This window comes from Streptomyces sp. NPDC031064 (assembly GCF_055570965.1).
The window spans coordinates 1478038-1498085 of the sequence record NZ_JBVIGF010000001.1; the positions used below are offsets into that span (position 1 = coordinate 1478038).

The following is a 20048-nucleotide window of genomic DNA, read 5'->3' on the forward strand; positions in this document are numbered from 1 at the left end:
TCCTGCGGGACCGGTGAGGCGGCCTGTGGGGCTTGCGCGGCCTGTGGGGCCTGGGCGACCTGCGGGGCCTCCACGGCCTGTGGGGCTTGCGCGGCCTGTGGGGCCTGGGCGACCTGCGGGGCCTCCACGGCCTGTGGGGCTTGCGCGGCCTGTGGGGCCTGGGCGGTCGGCGAGCCCTCCGAGCCGTGCGGCGACGAGGGTGACGACTGCGCTCCCGGCGACGGCTGCGGTGCCGCCGCCGACGGCGATGCCTCCGCTCCCGGCGACGGCTCCGAGGCCCGCGACGGGTGCGGCGACGCCTCCGATGCAGGCGACTGCGACCGCGCAGGTGACTGCGGCGACGGCTCCGGTGAGGCCGACGGTGATGGTGATGCGGACGGCGTGTCTGGCACGGGACCCCCTCCCGACCGGGGCCCGCCCACGTCGCGGCGGCAGTGGCGTACGGTCCCGGTGTCTGGTCAGCGCGCCTGTCATGATCAAGGCGGCGGCGTGGCCGAAAGGGTATGCCCGGAACCGGGCGTGATCCCGTTCGGCCCCCGCTCTGTGTCAGGACCGTGACACGTGCGTCAGCGGCCGGCCGGCCCGGCGGGCACCCAGTCGGGCAGCGCCTCGGTACGGTCCAGCCACTCGGCCGGCGGCGCCCCGGCGGCCGTGGCGGCCACCACTCCCCCGGCGATGGCGCACGTCGTGTCGACGTCCCCGCCGACCTGGGCGGTGGTCCAGAAGGCCCGCTCGAAGTCGCCCAGGGCGCGGGCGGCCGACCAGAGCGCGAACGGCACCGTGTCGTGCGCGCTCGTACGCCGGCCGCTGCCGAGCACCGCCGCGACCGTCGCCGCGTCGCCGTAGTCGAGCATGTCCCGGGCACGGCGCAGCCCCGCGCCCACCGCGCTGCGCGGCACGAGCGCGACGACCCCGTCGAGGAGCTCCTCCGGCTTGGGCGGCCCCGCCGGATCGGCGGCGAGGGCGGCGGCGGCCGCGACGGCCATGCAGCCCACGACGGCTTCCCGGTGCTGGTGGGTGGTGTACGAGGAGATCTCGGCCTGGTGCGTCGCCTGCTCGGGGTCGTCGGCGTACCAGGCGCCCAGCGGGGCGATGCGCATGGCGGCGCCGTTGCCCCAGGAGCCCTGGCCCTTGAAGAGTCCGGCGGCCAGTTCGCGCCAGTCGCCGCCCTCCCGGATCAGCCGGAGCATCCGGTTGACGGCCGGTCCGTAGCCCCGGTCGAAGTCGTGGTGCTCGGCGAAGGAGCGGGCGAGCGCGTCCTGGTCGATACGGCCGTGCTCGGCGAGGACGGCCAGCACGGAACAGGCCATCTCGGTGTCGTCGGTCCACTGCCAGGTGCCGGGCGGCAGCTCGCGCCGCTTGAGCAGTGGATAGTTGGCGGGTACGAAGAACTGGGAGCCCAGGGCGTCTCCCACGGACAGCCCGCGCAGGCTGGCCAGGGCGCGTTCGAAGCGCCGGTCGGAAGAGGAGTCAGCGGTCATCGCACTGCCACTCTATCCGGTGGTGCCGTACGACTCGGGGGTTCGCCAGCGCTCGAAAGGGCGGTCCAGTGTGTACCGCCCGTCCTCGCCGAGCAGCAGCATGCGGGTTTCGCCGTTGGGCGGGTTGGACAGCGACTCGAAGTCCGCGACGGTCCAGTGGAACCAGCGCATGCAGAACAGCCGCATGGTCAGGCCGTGGGTGACCAGCAGGACGTTCGGCGGGTGGTCGGGCGCCTCGAAGCTGCGGTGGAGGCTCTCCAGGAACGCCCCGACCCGGTCGTACACGTCGGCCCCGGACTCACCCTGCGCGAAGCGGTAGAAGAAGTGCCCGTACGCGTCCCGGTACGCCTTCTGGAGCCGGACGTCGTCCCTGTCCTGCCAGTTCCCCCAGTCCTGCTCGCGCAGCCGCGGCTCCTCCCTGACCCGTACCAGCGCGGGGTCCAGCCGGAAGGCCTGGAAGGTCTCGTGGGTGCGGCGGTACGGGGAGATGTAGACGCTCACCCGCTCGTCACCGAACAGTGCCCGCAGCCGCTCGCCCGTCTCCTCCGCCTGCCGCCGCCCCCGCTCGGTCAGCCCCAGCGCGTGGTCGGGCTCGCGTTCGTACACGGTGTCATCGGCGTTCCCCTCCGATTCGCCGTGCCGTACGAGAACGATGCGCTGCGGTCGTGCCATGCCACGACCCTAGATCGGGCGTTCCGGCGGGGCCCGGCCGGCCGGGAGCCCGGGCTCCATCCGGCGTACCCGCCGCCGCGAGCACGGCGCACGGGGCGCACGGGCCCGGGCACGCGTGCGTGCCCCCCGCCCGACAGCTCACACCGTCCAGGCCGACTCCAGGTCCACGACGTCACCCGCCAAGGCCGCGACGTCCGCCTCGATCTGCGCGCGCAGCGCGAGCCGCTCCACGCGTTCCGTGCGGTACTTGCCGTGCTCGGCCGCCGACTGCCACATGGACAGGACCAGGAACTCGTGGCCCGGGGCCTCCCCGAACATCCCCCGCAGCATCCCCGGCGAGCCGGCCATCGCCGGGTTCCAGACCTTCTCCTGCATCAGCGCGTAGTGCTCGACGCGCTCCGCGTGGATCCTGCTGTGCGCGACGCGGACGACATCGGCGTCGGTGAAGCGCGGCTCGAACCCGGTCTTCACGTCGAAGCGGTGATCGAACAGCTTGACCTGCATGTCCTTGTACGTGCCCGACTGCGCGGCCGCCAGTCGATCGTGCGAGCGGGCCATGAAGGAGTCGTAGAAGGGCCGGCTCTCCCAGAAGGCGAAAACGTGCGCGACACCGGGTCGGCTCCGGCTCCAACCGCCGCCCTGCCCACGGAATCCCGGCTCACCCAGCAGCCCCGCCCACTTCCGCTGCCCCCGCTCGAACCCCCGACGGTCGACCACGGTGCAGCGAATCCACTTGACCAGCACCGCGCCATCGTACGGCGCCCGACGTGGCGCCGGTCCCGGTCTCGCGCACTGCGCCCCCATCGGCTACCGGCCCTGGCACACACGTCCGGCCGCGATCGAACACCCCGCACAATGACCGGATGACCTCGCTGCACCTCAACCCGCTCTTCGCCCGCCTCGAATCTGCCGAACGCGTTCTCGTCGCGGGCGCCGGCGGCGGGTTCGACATCTACGCGGGACTGCCCCTGGCACTGTCGCTGCGCCACCAGGGCAAGGAGGTCCATCTCGCCAACCTGGCCTTCAGCGCCGTCGAGGGCCTGCCCCTCGACTCCTGGCTCGCTCCCGACGTCGCCGTCGTCACTCCTGAATCGGCGCCGCATCAGACGTACTTCCCCGAGCGCACCCTCGCCCAATGGCTCGCGCTGCACCACTACCCCAGCACCGTCCACGCCTTCGCCCGCGTCGGCGTCCAGCCGCTGCGCGCGGCGTACCAGGCGCTGATCGAGCACTACGGCATCGACGCGGTCGTGCTGGTCGACGGCGGGACCGACATCCTCATGCGGGGCGACGAGTCCGGGCTGGGCACCCCGGAGGAGGACCTGACCAGCGTCGCCGCCCTCGCCGGCCTGGACGTCCCCGAACGCCTCATCGCCTCGATCGGCTTCGGCGTCGACGCGTACCACGGCGTCAGCCATGGCCTGGTCCTGGAGAACATCGCCGCCCTGGAACGGGACGGGGCCTATCTGGGGGCGTTCTCCGTCTCGCGTGCGACACGCGAGGGTGCCCTTTTCGTGGACGCCGTCGCGCACGCGCAGAGCCGTACGCCGGACTTCCCCAGCATCGTGAACGGCTCCATAGCGGCTGCCGTCCAGGGCTCCTTCGGGGACGTCCGGTTCACCTCACGCACGCGTGGCAGTGAACTGTTCATCAACCCCCTGATGTCGGTCTACTTCGCCTTCGAGCTGGAGGGGGTGGCCCGCCGCTGCCTGTACCTGGACCGGATCGAGGACACGCACCTCATCCGTCAGGTCAGCAGCCGTATAGAGGCCTTCCGGGACGAGGTCCCCCGGCAGCGTCCGCCGCGCCGGATCCCGCACTGAGCGTGACACCATGGGCAAGGAGCTTCGGGTCGCGGGCAGTTGACCCTGCCCGTACGAGAGAGGGGAAACCCGTGAACAGTGTCAACAAGGGGGTCGGCAAGGTCGAGGTGACGCTCAAATGGGATCCGAGCCCCGCGGGCGCCCCCGACCATGATCTCGACATCATCGCGGCCGTCTACCGGACCGAGGACCCCCATGGTGCGCCCGCCTATCTGGTGCACTTCGGCAGCCGTTCGCCGGACGGGACCATCACCCTCCACCGGGACAGCCGCACCGGCCAGGGCTTCGGCTTCGACGAGGCGATGACCCTGGAACTGAACCGCCTGGCACCGGCCTACGCGCGCGTGGTGGTGGGCGTGGCCATACAGCAGGGTGGCGGCCGGACGACGTTCTCCGACATCACCAATGCCCAAGTCCTCATCAAGGAGGGCTACAAGGAGCTGGACAGCTACGACTTCGCCGGCCTCGGGGGCGCCACGGCCGTGACCGTCGTGGAGTTCCTCCGCGACGACACGGGCGGATGGGGCTGGCGCCGTGCCGTCCGTGGCTTCGACGCGGACCCGCAGTCCTTCACCGAGCTGATGGGCGCCGAACGGTCCTGAGGCGGCACAAACGCAGGGGGCGGGAGAACCGGAACATCCGGTTCTCCCGCCCCTGCTCAGTCAGTCGGCTCAGCTACAACCGCTGGTCGAGCCGCAGCCCTCGCAGATGTAGCAGGAACCGGCCCGCTGCATCTTCGTACCGCACGAGAAGCACAGCGGCGCGTCCGCGCTGATGCCGAGCTGCATCTCGACGAGCTCCGCCGAGGTGTGCGCCTGCTTCGGGGCCGGGACCTCGGCCTTCGCCGGGGCGGCGGCCACGGCCTTCGGGGCCTCCTGCTGGCGCGGGGCGGACTGGGCCAGGCCCTCGACGTCCACCTCGTCGTCGGCCGGCTCGTACGAACCGGTCTCCAGGTGGCGCTGGCGCTCCTCGGCCGAGTGGATGCCGAGCGCCGAGCGGGTCTCGAAGGGCAGGAAGTCCAGCGCCAGGCGGCGGAAGATGTAGTCGACGATCGACTGCGCCATCCGCACGTCCGGGTCGTCCGTCATACCGGCCGGCTCGAAGCGCATGTTGGTGAACTTCGAGACGTACGTCTCCAGCGGCACGCCGTACTGGAGGCCGACGGAGACCGCGATGGAGAAGGCGTCCATCATGCCCGCGAGCGTCGAACCCTGCTTCGACATCTTCAGGAAGACCTCGCCGAGACCGTCGTCCGGGTAGGAGTTGGCGGTCATGTAGCCCTCGGCGCCGCCCACCGTGAAGGAGGTGGTGATGCCGGGACGGCCCTTGGGGAGGCGCTTGCGGACGGGACGGTACTCGACGACCTTCTCGACCGCCGCGCGGATCGTCTCCTCGGCCTTCTCGGTGACCTCGGCCTTCTCCTGCTCCTTCTTCTTGGCGGAGAGGGGCTGGCCGACCTTGCAGTTGTCGCGGTAGATGGCGAGCGCCTTGACGCCCATCTTCCAGGCCTCGAAGTAGATCTCCTCGACCTCCTCGACGGTCGCCGTCTCCGGCATGTTGACCGTCTTGGACAGCGCGCCGGAGATCCACGGCTGGATCGCGGCCATCATGCGGACGTGGCCCATCGCGGAGATGGCACGCTCGCCCATGGCGCAGTCGAAGACCTCGTAGTGCTCCTGCTTGAGGCCGGGGGCGTCGATCACATTGCCGTGCTCGGCGATGTGGGCGACGATCGCCTCGATCTGCTCCGGCTGGTAGCCGAGGCGGCGAAGCGCCTGCGGGACGGTGCCGTTGACGATCTGCATCGAGCCGCCGCCGACCAGCTTCTTGAACTTGACCAGGGCGAGGTCGGGCTCCAGGCCGGTGGTGTCGCAGGACATCGCCAGACCGATGGTGCCGGTCGGGGCGATGACGGACGCCTGGGAGTTGCGGAAGCCGTTCTTCTCGCCGAGGCGGATCACGTCCTGCCAGGCCTCCGTGGCGGCGGCCCAGATCGGGGTGTCCAGGTCGTCCATGCGGACGGCCTTGGCGTTGGCGTCGGCGTGCTGCTTCATCACGCGCTTGTGCGGCTCGGCGTTGCGGGCGTAGCCGTCGTACGGGCCGACGACCGCGGCCAGCTCGGCGGAGCGCTTGTAGGAGGTGCCGGTCATCAGGGAGGTGATGGCACCGGCGAGGGCGCGGCCGCCGTCGGAGTCGTACGCGTGGCCCGTGGCCATCAGCAGGGCGCCGAGGTTGGCGTAACCGATGCCGAGCTGACGGAAGGCGCGGGTGTTCTCGCCGATCTTCTGGGTCGGGAAGTCCGCGAAGCAGATCGAGATGTCCATCGCGGTGATGACCAGCTCGACGACCTTGGCGAAGCGCTCGCAGTCGAACGACTGGTTGCCCTCGCCGTCGTCCTTGAGGAACTTCATCAGGTTCAGCGAGGCGAGGTTGCACGAGGTGTTGTCCAGGTGCATGTACTCGCTGCACGGGTTCGAGCCGTTGATGCGGCCGGACTCCGGGCACGTGTGCCAGTGGTTGATCGTGTCGTCGTACTGGATGCCCGGGTCGGCGCAGGCCCACGCGGCCTCGGCCATCTTGCGGAACAGCGCCTTGGCGTCGACCTCCTCGATGACCTCACCGGTCATCCGGGCGCGCAGGCCGAACTTCCCGCCGGACTCCACGGCCTTCATGAACTCGTCGTTCACGCGGACGGAGTTGTTGGCGTTCTGGTACTGGACGGACGTGATGTCGTCGCCGCCCAGGTCCATGTCGAAGCCCGCGTCGCGCAGGGCGCGGATCTTCTCCTCCTCCTTGACCTTGGTCTCGATGAAGTCCTCGATGTCGGGGTGGTCGACGTCCAGGATGACCATCTTGGCGGCACGGCGGGTGGCGCCACCGGACTTGATCGTTCCGGCGGAGGCGTCGGCGCCGCGCATGAAGGAGACGGGACCGGAGGCGTTGCCGCCGGAGGAGAGCAGCTCCTTGGAGGAGCGGATGCGGGAGAGATTCAGGCCGGCGCCGGAGCCGCCCTTGAAGATCATGCCCTCTTCCTTGTACCAGTCGAGGATCGACTCCATGGAGTCGTCGACGGACAGGATGAAGCAGGCGGAGACCTGCTGGGGCTGCGGCGTGCCGACGTTGAACCACACCGGCGAGTTGAAGCTGAAGATCTGGTGCAGGAGGGCGTAGGCCAGTTCGTGCTCGAAGATCTCGGCGTCGGCGGGCGAGGCGAAGTAGTTGTACTCCTCACCGGCCTTCCGGTACGTCTTCACGATCCGGTCGATCAACTGCTTCAGGCCGGTCTCGCGCTGCGGGGTGCCGACGGCCCCGCGGAAGTACTTGCTGGTGACGATGTTGACCGCGTTCACCGACCAGAAGTCGGGGAACTCGACGCCACGCTGCTCGAAGTTCACCGAGCCGTCGCGCCAGTTGGTCATGACGACGTCACGACGCTCCCACACGACCTCGTCGTACGGATGCACGCCGGGGGTGGTGTGGATGCGCTCGATACGCAGACCCTTGTTCACCTTGGACCCCTTGGTACGGGACCCACGTGCCGGGCCGCTCGCCGTCTCTGTCATGCCGCCTCCCATATACGGGCAAAAACACCCTGAAGTGCCCAGATCTTCCCAAGGCACGGTTTCTGTCTGTTGTCCCGGGCACCACGCACAGCACCCGTGACACGTCATGTGCCGCTCAGCGGCCGATCGCCGGTCGAACGCCGGACCGGAACGATCAGTCGGCGGCGCCCGCGGGAACCGGGACCTCTGGGGTCGCACCGGTCCCGCGGTCCTCCGCGGGGGGCCGGCCGTCGCGGAGCTCCGCGATGGCGGCCTCGAAGTCTTCGAGTGAGTCGAACGCCCGGTACACGGACGCGAAGCGCAGGTACGCGACGAGGTCGAGTTCCCGCAACGGGCCGAGTATGGCGAGTCCGACGTCGTGAGTGGTCAGCTCCGCGCTGCCGGTGGCGCGCACCGCCTCCTCGACCCGCTGGCCGAGCTGGGCGAGAGCGTCCTCGGTGACCGGCCGCCCCTGGCACGCCTTGCGCACTCCGGAGATGACCTTGGTGCGGCTGAAGGGCTCGGTGACCCCGCTGCGCTTGATCACCATGAGTGACGCGGTCTCCACCGTGGTGAAACGGCGGGAGCAGTCGGGGCACTGGCGGCGGCGGCGGATGGCCGTCCCGTCGTCGGTGGTGCGACTGTCGACGACACGGCTGTCGGGGTGCCTGCAGAAGGGGCAGTGCATCTCCCAACCCTCCTTCACAGCACGACTGAATAGCCTCGTCAAGGCCCGCCAGAGCCCCCCGAAGCAGCCACAAGCATAGGCGATCGCCACGCCCCCGTAAGACCCGGGACCACAACTTGTGGGTGGCCGGTGCAATCCAACCACTAGATCTGGGGTCCGGCCGTCTTTTCAGCCCTTGGCGCGTGTCGCGCGCCGCGGCATCGGAACGGGATCGGCGCAGCGTCGGCGACCGGCCCAGAGCCTACGCGAGGGGCGCGGCGCCACGGATCGCGGGGGCCGGGATGACAGACTGGAGACGTACCGGAGCGCGCCGGAGGCCGCCCGATCACATGACCCGCCGTGGCGGTCACGCTCCGGATTCGTCCGGGTGACCGGCCGGTCCGGTCGGCGACGCGCCGGCTGCCGCCCCCGCCTTACCCGGCTTCGGCGGCGGACGTTACGGTGATGGCCTGAAATCGCCACCGCGGCACGGGCCGGGAGCCGGCAAGCGATCGCACATACACCTAGTCACACGCACATGTAAGCCAATCTGCGATTTTTCACTCGAACGTGTGTTTGGCGCAACCTTTCGAAAGCAACTACCGTTGTCCAGCTAGGGAGACCATTCGAGAGGGGCCGACGACGTGACCACCACCGCAGACAGTGCCACCATCACTGCCCAGGACCGCTCCCAGAGCCGACTCGAGCCGGTGCATGCCATGAATGAAGCGACCACGAACGCGGAGGGGCCCAAGCCCACGCGCTCTCTGCCCGGGCGACCTCCAGGCATCCGGGCGGACAGCTCGGGGCTCACGGACCGGCAGCGGCGGGTCATCGAAGTCATCCGGGACTCGGTGCAGCGGCGCGGTTACCCGCCGTCGATGCGGGAAATCGGCCAGGCGGTGGGGCTGTCCAGCACCTCGTCGGTCGCCCACCAGTTGATGGCCCTGGAGCGCAAGGGGTTCCTGCGCAGGGACCCGCACCGGCCCCGCGCCTACGAGGTCCGCGGATCCGACCAGCCCAGCACCCAGCCCACCGACACCACGGGCAAGCCCGCCGCGTCGTACGTCCCGCTGGTCGGCCGTATCGCGGCCGGTGGCCCGATCCTCGCCGAGGAGTCGGTCGAGGACGTGTTCCCCCTCCCCCGCCAGTTGGTCGGTGACGGCGAGCTGTTCGTGCTGAAGGTCGTCGGCGATTCGATGATCGAGGCCGCCATCTGTGACGGCGACTGGGTGACCGTGCGCCGCCAGCCGGTCGCCGAGAACGGCGACATCGTCGCGGCCATGCTGGACGGCGAGGCCACCGTCAAGCGCTTCAAGCGCGAGGACGGCCATGTCTGGCTGCTCCCGCACAACGCGGCGTACCAGCCGATTCCGGGCGACGAGGCGACGATCCTCGGCAAGGTGGTCGCGGTACTGCGGCGGGTGTGACCCACCACGCCGGCTCCGACCGGGCCCCGGGACCCCTGCGCCGGTCCCGGGGCCCTGCGTATGCCTGAACCGGTGTGGGGTCCGGATGCCGCCGGTGGGCGTGCACGCGGGCGGGACGGGGCGACGCCGGGGGGTGCGCCCGTTCGGGCTGCGGCGTGCGGGCCGGGTGCCGGGCATGCCTGGGCGCTGCGTGCGCGCCCCACGCCGCCGGATGTGCGCCGGGGTGGGACTGTGCGGCGGTCGGCCGGGCCTGTGTATGCGCGGGTCCGGTCGCTGCGTCTGTGGCGGTCCCCAGGCGCGAGGCACGCGCCGGGGCCCGCGCGCAAGGCGTGCACGCACCGACGGGCCACCGCCCCGCGGTTCGCCGCTGCCGTGGCCCCTGCCGGGGCTGGGGTCGCGTGGCCCCTGCCGGGGCGGGGGGAACAGGCCGTGGCCGGGCCGGGGTCCGCCGCGGGCTCATGCCGTGGCCGGGGCGCGCCCTGGCCGGGCCGGGCGGAGCCATGGCCGGGGCCGGGGCCGCTCCCGTGTCCAGGCCGGGCGGGGCGCGGGGTGGAACCCCGGCCAGGGTCGGCTAGGCGGGGGCGGTTCTGGCGGCGGCGTCGATGGCGGCGAGTGAGCGGCGGACCTGGTTGCGGTCCGTGGTGTACCAGAAGTCGGGCAGCGAGGCGCGGAGGTAGCTGCCGTAACGGGCATTGGCCAGGCGCGGGTCCAGGACGGCCACGACCCCACGGTCGCCCGTGGCGCGGACCAGCCGGCCGGCGCCCTGGGCCATGAGCAGCGCGGCGTGCGTCGCCGCGACCGCCATGAAGCCGTTTCCGCCCGCTTCCTCCACGGCCTTCTGGCGGGCGCTCATCAGAGGGTCGTCCGGGCGGGGGAACGGGATGCGGTCCATGACGACGAGCTGGCAGTTCGGCCCCGGGACGTCGACGCCCTGCCACAGCGAGAGGGTGCCGAACAGGCAGGTCTCGGCGTCGTTCGCGAAGTTCTTGATCAGCTCGCCCAGGGTGTCCTCGCCCTGGAGCAGGATCGGCTTGTCGAGCCGGCCGCGGAGCTCCTCGGCCGCGGCCTGCGCGGCCCGCATGGAGGAGAAGAGGCCGAGGGTACGGCCGCCCGCGGCTTCGACCAGCTCGGCGAGCTCGTCCATCATGTCGCCGCGGCTGCCCTCCCTGCCCGGGGTGGCCAGGTGCCTGGCGACGTACAGGATTCCCTGCTTGGGGTAGTCGAAGGGCGAGCCGACGTCGATGCCCTTCCACACCGGCACGTCCTCGTCCTCCGTGCCGACGGTGCCCTCCGGGGGGAGGCCGAGGGAGGCGCCGACCCCGTTGAAGTCGCCGCCGAGCTTGAGCGTCGCGGAGGTGAGGACGACCGACCTCTCGGCGAAGAGCTTCTCGCGCAGCAGCCCGGAGACGGACAGCGGCGCCACCCGCAGGGACGCCCCGAAACGGTCGTGGCGCTCGTACCAGACGACGTCGTACTCGGAGCCCTGGGTGATGCGCTCCGCGACATCGTGGACGGTCTCCACGGAGGCCATGGCCTGCTTGCGCACCGCGTCCCCGTCCTGGACGGACTTGTCGCGCGTCGAGCCGAGCGAGGAGATGACCGCCCGCGCCGCGTCACGCAGGGCCATCAGCGCGTACGCCAGGTCCTCGGGGATCTCCTCCAGGCGGCCGGGGAGCGCCAGCTCCATCAGCCGCTCGAAGCCCTCGGCCGCCGTCTGGAGCTGGTCGGCGACCTTCTCGTCGACCAGCTTGGCCGCACGGCGGACCGCGCGGTTGACCTGCCCGGGCGTGAGCTCGCCGGTGGCGACGCCGGTGACGCGGGAGACCAGCTCATGGGCCTCGTCGACGATCAGGACCTCGTGCTGCGGGAGCACCGGGGCGCCCTCGATCGCGTCGATCGCGAGCAGGGCGTGGTTGGTGACCACGACGTCGGCCAGCTTGGCGCGCTCCCGCGCGGCCTCGGCAAAGCACTCCGCCCCGTAGGCGCACTTCGAGGCGCCCAGGCACTCGCGGGAGGTGACGGAGACCTGCGACCAGGCGCGGTCGGAGACGCCGGGCGTCAGGTCGTCCCGGTCGCCGGTCTCGGTCTCGTCCGACCAGTCGCGCAGGCGCAGCAGGTCCTGGCCGAGCTTGCTGGTGGGCGCGGCCGCCTCGAACGGGTCGAAGAGCCCCTCCTCCTCGTCCTGCGGGACGCCCTCGTGGAGCCGGTGCAGGCACAGGTAGTTCGACCGCCCCTTGAGCATCGCGAACTCCGGGCGGCGCCGGAGCTGCGGGTGGAGCGCGTCCACCGTGCGGGGCAGGTCGCGCTCGACGAGCTGCCGCTGGAGGGCCAGCGTCGCGGTCGCGACCACGACCCGGTCCCCGTGCGCCAGCGCGGGCACCAGGTACCCCAGGGACTTTCCGGTACCCGTGCCGGCCTGGACCAGGAGGTGGGAGCCGTCGTCGATGGCCTGTGCGACGGCCTCGGCCATGGTGACCTGGCCTGGCCGTTCCACGCCTCCGACGGCGGCGACGGCGGCGTGGAGGAGCTCGGGGAGGGATGGCTTCGTCATAGCCAGTCCACCCTACGGCGCGCCACTGACAATCGGATCACACGCGTCACGCGAGCGGATTGGGGACGGTGCCGTGAATGGCGGCGTGCGGCCGTTCGGCGCGGTCGCGGTAGCCGTCCAGGTGCAGCCGGTTGCGGTTCAGACACAGCCGCTCGATACGCGGCGTGAGCAGGTCGAACAGCTCGTAACGCTCCTTGAGGTCCGGGAAGCGTGCCTGGTGCCGCAGGATCTCTGCCCGGACGAGTGACCAGAACTCCCCCTCCGGTACTCCCAGTTGCTCCTCGCACAGCGGTGCCAGGTAGCGGAAGACTCCGACGAAGAGCCCGGAGTGGATGAACTGGGTCAGGAACCCGGGCTCCTCGGTCAGGAGCACGGCCCGCACCTCCGCGGGCATCGTGTCGTGCTCGGGCAGCGGACGGGCGCTGACGTTGATGTCGTCGACGAAGTCCTTGATCGCCAGCCGTACGGGGACGTCCTGGTCGTTGAAGACGACGATGGCGTTCTCGCCGTGCGGGGAGAAGACGGTGCCGTAGCGGTACAGGAAGTGCAGCAGGGGCGGCAGCAGGGCGGCGAAGAGGTGGCGGAGCCAGGTCTCGGGGCGGAGCCCCGACCTTGTCACCAGTTCGGCGGTGAAGGCGCGGCCCTGCGGGTCGGTGTGGAGGAGGGAGGCGAGGGTGCGGCCGCGTTCACCGGGCGGGAGGCGCAGCGGTTCGCGCCAGATCGCGCCGAGCAGCTCCTTGTACTGGTACGGGGCCTCGGGGAGGTGGTCGTACAGAGGGTGCTCGACCGTGACGGAGGCGACCTCGCCGAGCAGGATCACCCCGCATTCGTCGCGCAGAAACGCATCGCCGTCGCGCAGTGCGTGGACCCACGAGGTGACGGCGGGAGCGGCGAGGGTGCGTTCGGTGGGCAGTCCGCGCCAGACCAGGGTGTTGAGGACGGACAGCGGGAGCTTGACGCTGAACCGGTCGGGCCGGCTGGCGTTGAGGAACGTACGGATGGACTGCTGCGGCAGCCGGAGGTCGCCGTCGGTGGGGAGCGGCACGATCGCGCCCTCGGCGATGGCGGGCGCGTAGAGCGGCAGCAGGACCTCGTCCCACTGCCAGGGGTGCACCGGCAGGTAGAGGTATGTCGCGGGGTCGAGGCCCCGGGTCCGGAGCGCGGCGGCGAAGGTGTCGCGCACGGCCGGGGCCAGCTCACGGTCGTAGAGGTGCGCGGCGGTGTCGAGCGCGGGCACGCCCCGGTAGGCGGCGAGGGCGGTGCTGACCGCGATCCAGGGCAGCGGGGCGGCCCGGCGGGCTTCGGGTGCCCAGCGGCCGGCGTCGGCGGCGGAGAAGCCGATGCGGCCCTTGTTGAAGACGATCCACGGGTGGCCGGTCTGGTGGCCTTCGAGTTCGGCGTAACCGAGGTCGGCGAGGCGGGCGGCCGGGAGTGCGGTGTGGTCCAGCCGGGCGTCGGCGGCGAGCGTGATGGTCAGCTCGCGGAGGAGGTGGCCGAGCGTGGCGCCGTCCAGGCGGAGCAGGTGGCGGGCCCGGACCAGGAAGTCCAGTGGGTCGGCGAAGGGGCGGCCGTCACGGGTGATCGAGTCCGGGTCGACACGCCAACTGCCGTAGGCGGTCCGGCGCGCTGCGAAGGTGAGTACGGAGCCGTCGTCGAGCGTCAGTCCGTACGGATCGGTCGGCGGCCGGTCGTTCGAGTCGGCCGTCGGCGGGCTGTCCCGGTCTACCGGCGGCGGGTTGTACGGGTCGGCCGACGGGTCCGGGCTGCCGGGCCGGGCGGGCTGGGGGGCGGCCGGGTCGGCGGTGTGGCGGGCCTGGGAGGCGGTGGCGGCGGTGGAGGCGTCGGCCGGCGCGGCGGGCAGCGGGGTCGGCTCGATGAGCGCTTCGTAGGCGAATTCGCCCAGCATCTTCGCGAGCAGGTGCCGGGAGGCCCGGGCCCACGCCCGCGGGTTCAGCTCGGGCGGCGCGGTCGGGGTGGCCGGAGCGGCCGGAGCGGCTGGAGTCGGTTGTGGGGTGGCGGCTGTCGGCGGGGCGGGCGGCTCCGCGGAGTCATGGGTGGCAGGGGATTTCGGCACGGGGCCTCCTCCGGGTGGAACCGATGCGGGTCGAGCGGTGTATGCGCGGCAGGGGGCTGGTCACAGTGGGGGGCTCACAGCAGGTGTCGCAGGATGCGGTCGCGGACCATGAGGGCGGCTCGCTTGTCCGGAAGGTCGAGTTCGGCGGAGAAGCGGAAGCCGGCGCTCAGGAAGGCCGAGACGGAAGGGGTGTTGCGGATGTCCGGCTCGGCGATGACACGCGCGCACTGGGGGCGGTTGTCGAGGACGAGGTCGGAGACGGCTCTGAGCAGGGTGGTACCGACGCCCCGGCCACGGTGGGCGACGCCTCCGATCAGTAGGTGGACACCGGTGTCGTGGGGGCGGGCCGGGTAGTGGCGGGCCAGCGGGTCGAGGTCGGCGCGGTAGATCTCGAAATAGCTCATGGGCGTGCCATCGAGCACACCCAGGCACGGCACGCTGCGTCCGTCGCCGTCGAGTTGGGCGCGCAGGTGGGCCTCCGTGACGGATTCGGGCCCGCCCAGTTCCCAGAACGCGGCGACCGCGGGGTCGTTCATCCACCGGCTGATCAGCGTGAGGTCCCGCTCGACGCGTACGGGGACGAGCCGGAACCGGCCGAGTGCGGTGAGGGCGGGGCCCCAGCCGGCGACGGTGTCGAGCAGGTCATCGGCGAGGCCGGCCAGGTCCACCAGGCCGTTGGGCCCGTCGGCGCGGTGGGCGCGGTCGGCCGGCGCCTGGTGGCCGGTGGCCGCGTCGTCCGCGTCGTCCGCGTCGTCCGCGTCGAACAGCGTGATCAGCTCGTCCGGCAGCCGTAGCTCCAGGGTGTCCTCCGTGCCCACGCCGGCCGGCGCGTGGGAACGGGGACCGGTGTCGGAGCTCGCATCGGTGGGAGGCACGGGGCGCTGTCCTCTCGACGGTTCGGGTGGGGGTGTTCCGTCAGCGACGAAGGGGGTTGGCGATGGTGACGTAGACGGACTGGGTGTCGACGGGGCCGACGAGCTCGTCGAGGCCGTGGAGCCGCGTCAGGAGGTTGGCCTTGCAGCGCAGGGTCGGGCTCTCCAGGAGGCGGGCCGGCAGGGGGGAGCCGAGCCCGGCGGCGGTGGTGAGGAACTGGCGGAAGGCGGCCAGGAGGAGCCGTTCGTCGGCGAGGCGCTGCGCGCCGAAGGCGCCGATCAGGCCCAGGACGTTGTTGATGCCGAGGTAGTAGGCGAAGCGTTCGTCGGTGACGTCGTCGGAGACGAAGGTGTCGCTGTGGGTGCCGATGCCGGGGAGCCGGGCTTCCAGGGCGGCGCGGTGGGACTCACGGAAGTAGTAGCCCTGGTTGTCGCGGTAGCGGCCGCCACGGGGCCAGCCGTCGGGGTCGAGGATCACCAGGGTGTTCTGCTGGTGGGCCTCCAGGGCGACGCCGGCCGTGCCGTCGAGCCAGAGCACGGGACGGACGACCTGGTCGAGGTAGCGCAGGAACCACTCGGCGGCGACGGCTCCGGTGGGCCGGCCGGTGCGGGCGGCGAGCCCGGAGACGGTGACGGCCAGGCGCGACCGCATCCGGGTGCTGCCGGGCCAGGGCCGTGGCGCGGTGAGGCTCGCGATGCAGACGGCGTCGTCGCCGAGGCCGAAGGGGTTGTGCCGGAGCATGACGTCCAGCCCGGGGACGGGTTCGCCGGACGGGGTGTTGACGGCCAGCCACGCCGGGTCGCGCACGATGTCGAAGCCGGGGTGGGCGGCCTGCCACTCCTTGGCGAGGCCGGTGCGCAGCAGCCGGTGCACCTCGACGCCCCGGTGGAGTTCCTTGCGGAGGTTCTCGCGGCGGGAGTTGGTGATCCGTACGCCGAGGGACAGCTTGAGCATGGCCGGGGCGCCGGGCCGGTGGACGGTGCGGACGGAGGAGGTGGGGTGCCAGGGGTCGCCGTGCGGGCCGAGGTCGTGGAGCAGGCCGGCGGCGAGGAGCTCGGTGACGGCGGGGCGGTGGAGCAGGTCGCGGGCCTGCCAGGGGTGCAGGGGCAGGGCCGCGGTGTCGCCGGGGAGGGTGAGGCCGTCGGCGAGGCGGGCGGTGAGGTACTCGGCGGTGCGGGGGCGGCCCTGTTCGGTCCAGGCCGAGTCGGTGGCGAGTACGGACCGGTCGACGGCCATCCAGTGGAGGGGGAAGGAGCCGTGCAACTCGGGCGAGTAGAGCCTGGCTTCGGCGTCGGAGAGCCCTTCGCGGCTCTTGGCCGTGGGGTGGAGGGGGTGACCCAGCAGCAGGGACTGTTCGGCGGTGAGGAAGAGGTCCGCGTCGGCGGTGGGGCCGGGGTGGCCGCGCCGGTGGGCGATGAAGTCGGCGGTGCGGCGTACGGAGTCGGCGACGCGGCCGACCAGATCGGCGCCGTCCCGGTGCCCCTGCCGGCCCAGGTGGCCCTGCTGGTCCCGGTGGCCCCCTTGGCCCCGGTGGGCCCGGGCGTCACCGGCGGGCGCGGCCTCGCGGCCGATGAGGGCGGCGACGGTCACCGCGTCGGCGGGCGGGGCGGTGTGCGGGGCGCCTTCGAGGGTGGGCGGGCCGAAGCGGTGCCAGCCGGTGGGCGACCAGTAGTGGACGGGGATGAGGAGGGCGGTTCCGCTGGCGTCGAGGGGGATCCGCAGGGTGTGCCCGGCCGGCTGGGCCAGGTTCTTCTCCCGTACCCAGCAGCGGAGGAGGTTCTCGATGGTCGCGGCGTCGGCGGCGTGGTGCGGGTCCGGGTCGTCGAGGTGATCGGCCCGGTCGAGGTGATCGCGGGTGCCGGCCGCCGTGGGGCGGCCGGGCAGGTCTTCGTACCCTCCCGAGTGCTGTCGCGGCACTGTCGTCGACTCGCCCGGGCGGGGACCGCCGGGGGCGGGGGGAGGGCCGTCGGCGCCGGGCGCTTGGGGTACGGGAGTGGGGTTCACGGAGGGGTCTTTCTGGTGAGGAGGTTCGGGTTCAGCAGGACGGTCCTGGGTCGTTCGGAGGGGAGGACGACGTGCGCTCGACGGCGGCCTTCGGACAGGAGGACGACGTGCGCTCGGCGGCGGCCTTCGGACCGGAGGACGACGTGCGCTCGGCGGCGGCCAGGGCGTCGGCGAAGCGGTCGAGGACGGCCACCGCCTGTTCGTCGGTGAGCGTCAGCGGGGGCAGGAGGCGTACGACGGCGTTGTGCCGGCCGCCGAGTTCGACGATGAGGCCGCGCCGGAGGCACGCGCGCTGGACGGCCGCCGCGAGTCCGGCGTCCGGGGGCGGGACGTCGGCGGTGGTGTCGGGATCGATGAGTTCGACGCCGATCATGAGGCCCCGGCCCCGTACGTCGCCGATGCGGGGGTCGGCGGCGGCCAGGCCCTGGAGCTGTCCCAGCATGCGCCCGCCGAGGGTCGCCGCGCGCTCGGCGAGACGGTTCTCGCGTACGTAGGCGAGGGTGGCCGCCCCGGCCGCCATGGCGAGCTGGTTGCCCCGGAAGGTGCCCGCGTGGGCGCCGGGCTGCCAGACGTCGAGCCCCGAGCGGTAGACGATGACGGCCAGCGGGAGGGAGCCGCCGATCGCCTTGGACATGACCATCACGTCGGGGACGACGCCGCTGTGCTCGACCGCCCAGAACGCTCCGGTGCGGCCGACGCCGGTCTGCACCTCGTCGGCGATGAGCGGGATGGAGCGGTCGGCGGTGATCCGGCGCATCCGGCGCAGCCAGGTGTCGGGGGCCGGGATCACACCGCCCTCGCCCTGCACGGGTTCGAGGATCATCCCGGCCGGGGTGGGCACACCGGACTTGGGGTCGTCGAGCAGGCTCTCGGTCCAGCGGGCGGCGATGTCGGCGCCGCGTTCACCTCCGACGCCGAAGGGGCAGCGGTAGTCCTGTGGGAAGGGCAGGCGGGTGACCCGTACGTCGGTGGCGCCGCCGGAGGCGGCCAGGGCGCCGGCCGTCATGCCGTGGTACGCGCCGGTGAAGGCGAGCAGGCCGCGGCGGCCGGTTGCGTTGTGCACGAGCTTGAGCGCCGCCTCGACCGCGTCCGTGCCGGCCGGGCCGCAGAACTGGATCCGTGCGTCGTCGGCGAGTTGGCGGGGCAGGGTGGCGAACAGCTCGGTGGTGAAGGCGTCCTTGACCGGTGTGGCCAGGTCGAGGACGTGCAGCGGGGCGCCGGAGTCGATGACCTTCTTGATGGCCTCCAGGACGACCGGGTGGTTGTGTCCCAGGGCCAGTGTCCCGGCGCCGGAGAGGCAGTCGAGGTAGCGCCGCCCGTCGGCCCCTTCGATCGTCAGCCCGCGGGCCCGCACGGGGACGATGGGCAGCGAGCGCGCGTAGGTGCGGGCGGCCGATTCGCGCAGCGACTGGCGCCGGAGGATTCCCTCCTGCGCGGACGTCGGTGCCACCGGGGCTGATCGGGTCACGGCCACGGTTTCGGGTCCTCCCGGTAACAGTTGTGTCGCTCATCGGTATGTAGCTCGTCCGCCGCGGGGCGGCGTCGGGCGCCGACCTTGTGTCCCCCGTACGTACCAACGACGACATGTGTTCCGGATCACGGTCACCGCGAAGATCCTTGTGGCGGGGGAACCGTGGCCCTGCCGCACGCCGTCCCCATCGGCACCGGCATAGTGGGGGCCGCACTCCGGTGCCTTGAAGTTCAGCCAAGTTCCCAGGGGGATCACGACATGCGACCCATTCGTCCGCTGCTCGCCGCAGCCTCCGTCGCCGCGGCGCTGGCGCTGACGGCCACCGCCTGTGGCCCGAGCGAGGACAACGCGGGCGGTGAGCCGACCGCCTCCGCGAGCCAGACGTCCGACGGCAAGATCACGATTCCGGACGACTTGAAGGACCGGCTCAAGGAGCACGGGATCGACCTGGACAAGTGGCGGAACGGCGAGTGGAAGAACTGGGACAAGGACAAGTGGCTGCGTGAGGCCAAGGACTACGTCAACCCGATCATCGAGGACCTGTGGGACCCGGACCGCATGCGGGACGCGGAGGAGCCCGAACGGCCGGTCGAGGACGGGGACATCGGCGGTGACGAGGGCGTGACGGACCCGACGCCCGAGCCGGTGGAGGCGCAGGCCGTGAAGGCGCCGTACCACTCCAGCGTCCCGGAGGCCGGGAAGGTCCTCTTCGACGGGCCCGAGGGCTCGATGGTCTGCTCGGCGACCGTGGTGAAGGACCCCGCGAACCCGGGCAAGTCCAACCTCGTGTGGACCGCGGGCCACTGCGTGCACGCGGGCAAGGAGGGCGGCTGGTACCGCAACATCGCCTTCGTCCCCTCGTACAACGACAGCGGCCGGACGGGGGCCGCGCTGGAGAACGCGACCCGCGAGGACATGGCTCCCTACGGCGTGTGGTGGGCCGACTGGGCGCAGACCTCCGAGCAGTGGATCTCCCAGGGTGCCGCCACGGGCGGCCAGGGCGCTCCGTACGACTACGCGGTCATCCACGTGACGCCGGAGAAGGGCGGTAACGGCAAGTCGCTGGAGGAGACGGTCGGTTCGGCGCTTCCGGTCGAGTTCGGCGCCCCGGCCGCGCCGGAGATCGCGAGGATGGAGGCGACCGGTTACCCGGCGGCGCCGCCGTTCGACGGCCAGCAGATGTTCCAGTGCGCGGACAAGCCGGGCCGGCTGTCCCTCGACACGGCCCAGCCGACGATGTACCGCATCGGCTGCACGATGACGGGCGGTTCCTCCGGCGGCGGCTGGGTCGCGAAGGGCCGGGACGGCAAGCCCGCGCTGGTGTCCAACACCTCGATCGGCCCGGTCACGGCCGGCTGGCTCGCCGGCCCGCGCCTGGGTGACGAGGCGAAGGGCATCTACGAAGCGGTCAGCGAGAAGTTCGCGGGCCGGTAGGAACGGCAGCCGGCAGGAACGGCAGG

At 71.9% G+C, this 20048-nt stretch carries 14 protein-coding genes; 4 read left to right on the top strand and 10 right to left on the bottom strand.

Features of this window, described 5'->3' with window-relative positions; genetic code table 11:
- Positions 1-566: 566 nt before the first annotated feature.
- The 3 genes from ACZ46W_RS06200 to ACZ46W_RS06210 all read right to left on the bottom strand — a co-directional run bounded on the left by ACZ46W_RS06200 (position 567) and on the right by ACZ46W_RS06210 (position 2897).
- Entirely contained in the window at positions 567-1481 is a 915-nt protein-coding gene (locus ACZ46W_RS06200) for an ADP-ribosylglycohydrolase family protein (RefSeq protein ID WP_366129700.1), read from the bottom strand.
- 12 nt (positions 1482-1493) lie between these two features.
- Positions 1494-2153 carry a histidine phosphatase family protein gene (locus ACZ46W_RS06205; RefSeq protein ID WP_468332039.1) on the bottom strand — a complete coding sequence of 220 codons (660 nt, stop codon included), beginning with the start codon at positions 2151-2153 and terminating at the stop codon, positions 1494-1496.
- 138 nt (positions 2154-2291) lie between these two features.
- Positions 2292-2897, bottom strand: coding sequence for a YdbC family protein (locus ACZ46W_RS06210; protein WP_468332042.1), 606 nt, complete (start codon positions 2895-2897; stop codon positions 2292-2294).
- A gap of 119 nt (positions 2898-3016) precedes the next feature.
- On the opposite strand from ACZ46W_RS06210, the gene ACZ46W_RS06215 reads away from it, so the two are divergent.
- Complete coding sequence (locus ACZ46W_RS06215; protein ID WP_468332045.1) at positions 3017-3976, top strand: DUF1152 domain-containing protein; 960 nt, start codon at positions 3017-3019, stop codon at positions 3974-3976.
- Positions 3977-4047: 71 nt separating this feature from the next.
- Positions 4048-4578 carry a TerD family protein gene (locus tag ACZ46W_RS06220; RefSeq protein WP_468332048.1) on the top strand — a complete coding sequence of 177 codons (531 nt, stop codon included), beginning with the start codon at positions 4048-4050 and terminating at the stop codon, positions 4576-4578.
- Positions 4579-4647: 69 nt separating this feature from the next.
- Here the strand turns inward: ACZ46W_RS06220 and ACZ46W_RS06225 are convergent, their stop codons facing one another.
- Together ACZ46W_RS06225 and nrdR are read right to left on the bottom strand one after the other, a co-directional pair.
- Entirely contained in the window at positions 4648-7539 is a 2892-nt protein-coding gene (locus ACZ46W_RS06225; protein WP_468332051.1) for a vitamin B12-dependent ribonucleotide reductase, read from the bottom strand.
- Between the two features lie 154 nt (positions 7540-7693).
- Entirely contained in the window at positions 7694-8206 is a 513-nt protein-coding gene (nrdR, locus tag ACZ46W_RS06230) for a transcriptional regulator NrdR (protein WP_468332054.1), read from the bottom strand.
- Between the two features lie 623 nt (positions 8207-8829).
- Between nrdR and lexA the strand changes: the two genes are divergently transcribed.
- Positions 8830-9615, top strand: coding sequence for a transcriptional repressor LexA (lexA, locus tag ACZ46W_RS06235; protein WP_433113354.1), 786 nt, complete (start codon positions 8830-8832; stop codon positions 9613-9615).
- A 571-nt stretch (positions 9616-10186) separates the two neighbouring features.
- Here the strand turns inward: lexA and ACZ46W_RS06240 are convergent.
- The 5 genes from ACZ46W_RS06240 to ACZ46W_RS06260 all read right to left on the bottom strand — a co-directional run bounded on the left by ACZ46W_RS06240 (position 10187) and on the right by ACZ46W_RS06260 (position 18591).
- Positions 10187-12166 carry an ATP-dependent DNA helicase gene (locus ACZ46W_RS06240; RefSeq protein WP_468332059.1) on the bottom strand — a complete coding sequence of 660 codons (1980 nt, stop codon included), beginning with the start codon at positions 12164-12166 and terminating at the stop codon, positions 10187-10189.
- A 46-nt stretch (positions 12167-12212) separates the two neighbouring features.
- The gene (locus ACZ46W_RS06245) at positions 12213-14240 is read right to left on the bottom strand and encodes an IucA/IucC family protein (RefSeq protein ID WP_468332062.1); all 2028 of its coding nucleotides are present in this window, start codon (positions 14238-14240) and stop codon (positions 12213-12215) included.
- 74 nt (positions 14241-14314) lie between these two features.
- Positions 14315-15115, bottom strand: coding sequence for a GNAT family N-acetyltransferase (locus tag ACZ46W_RS06250; protein ID WP_468332065.1), 801 nt, complete (start codon positions 15113-15115; stop codon positions 14315-14317).
- A gap of 40 nt (positions 15116-15155) precedes the next feature.
- Complete coding sequence (locus ACZ46W_RS06255) at positions 15156-17117, bottom strand: IucA/IucC family protein (RefSeq protein WP_468332068.1); 1962 nt, start codon at positions 17115-17117, stop codon at positions 15156-15158.
- Positions 17118-17148: 31 nt separating this feature from the next.
- Positions 17149-18591, bottom strand: coding sequence for a diaminobutyrate--2-oxoglutarate transaminase family protein (locus ACZ46W_RS06260; RefSeq protein ID WP_468332071.1), 1443 nt, complete (start codon positions 18589-18591; stop codon positions 17149-17151).
- 255 nt (positions 18592-18846) lie between these two features.
- Between ACZ46W_RS06260 and ACZ46W_RS06265 the strand changes: the two genes are divergently transcribed.
- On the top strand, positions 18847-20022 hold the full coding sequence (locus ACZ46W_RS06265; RefSeq protein ID WP_468332074.1) for a trypsin-like serine peptidase: 1176 nt from the start codon (positions 18847-18849) through the stop codon (positions 20020-20022).
- Positions 20023-20048 lie beyond the last annotated feature (26 nt).

Excerpts from the sequence above, each read along its gene's own strand:
- ACZ46W_RS06205 (WP_468332039.1), bottom strand. The coding sequence starts at position 2,153 with ATGGCACGACCGCAGCGCATCGTTCTCGTACGGCACGGCGAATCGGAG.
- ACZ46W_RS06225 (WP_468332051.1), bottom strand. The coding sequence starts at position 7,539 with ATGACAGAGACGGCGAGCGGCCCGGCACGTGGGTCCCGTACCAAGGGG.
- ACZ46W_RS06200 (WP_366129700.1), bottom strand. The coding sequence starts at position 1,481 with ATGACCGCTGACTCCTCTTCCGACCGGCGCTTCGAACGCGCCCTGGCC.
- ACZ46W_RS06265 (WP_468332074.1), top strand. The coding sequence starts at position 18,847 with ATGCGACCCATTCGTCCGCTGCTCGCCGCAGCCTCCGTCGCCGCGGCG.
- nrdR (WP_468332054.1), bottom strand. The coding sequence starts at position 8,206 with ATGCACTGCCCCTTCTGCAGGCACCCCGACAGCCGTGTCGTCGACAGT.
- ACZ46W_RS06240 (WP_468332059.1), bottom strand. The coding sequence starts at position 12,166 with ATGACGAAGCCATCCCTCCCCGAGCTCCTCCACGCCGCCGTCGCCGCC.
- ACZ46W_RS06215 (WP_468332045.1), top strand. The coding sequence starts at position 3,017 with ATGACCTCGCTGCACCTCAACCCGCTCTTCGCCCGCCTCGAATCTGCC.